Genomic DNA, 342 nt, shown 5'->3' on the forward strand with positions numbered 1-342 from the left:
GTGATGATGCTGCTGGTCGGGTTGCTGGTAACTATTGGGATCGGTTCGTCGTTCTCAACGGTGCCTATTATCGCCGCTATTTTTGTTCCCCTCGGCGTGGAGCTAGGGTTCAGTCCTCTGGCGATCGTGAGTCTAGTCGGTACTGCAGGCGCTTTGGGTGACGGAGGCTCTCCGGCATCTGACTCTACGCTTGGTCCTACTGCGGGACTGAATGCTGACGGGCAGCATAATCATATCTGGGATACGGTTGTTCCGACCTTTTTGCACTACAACCTGCCGTTGATGGCGTTTGGATGGTTGGCTGCGATGACACTGTAACTCGAATTGAATTCGGTGTAGGAG

At 53.8% G+C, this 342-nt stretch carries 1 protein-coding gene; it reads left to right on the plus strand.

The window, feature by feature from the left end; all coding sequences use genetic code 11:
- The coding region (locus AAEZ09_RS27970; RefSeq protein WP_350601594.1) for a Na+/H+ antiporter NhaC family protein at positions 1 to 318 on the plus strand (318 nt) is incomplete at its 5' end.
- Positions 319 to 342 lie beyond the last annotated feature (24 nt).

This window comes from Pseudomonas sp. 65/3-MNA-CIBAN-0223, assembly GCF_040310425.1.
Lineage (GTDB): Bacteria > Pseudomonadota > Gammaproteobacteria > Pseudomonadales > Pseudomonadaceae > Aquipseudomonas > Aquipseudomonas gregormendelii.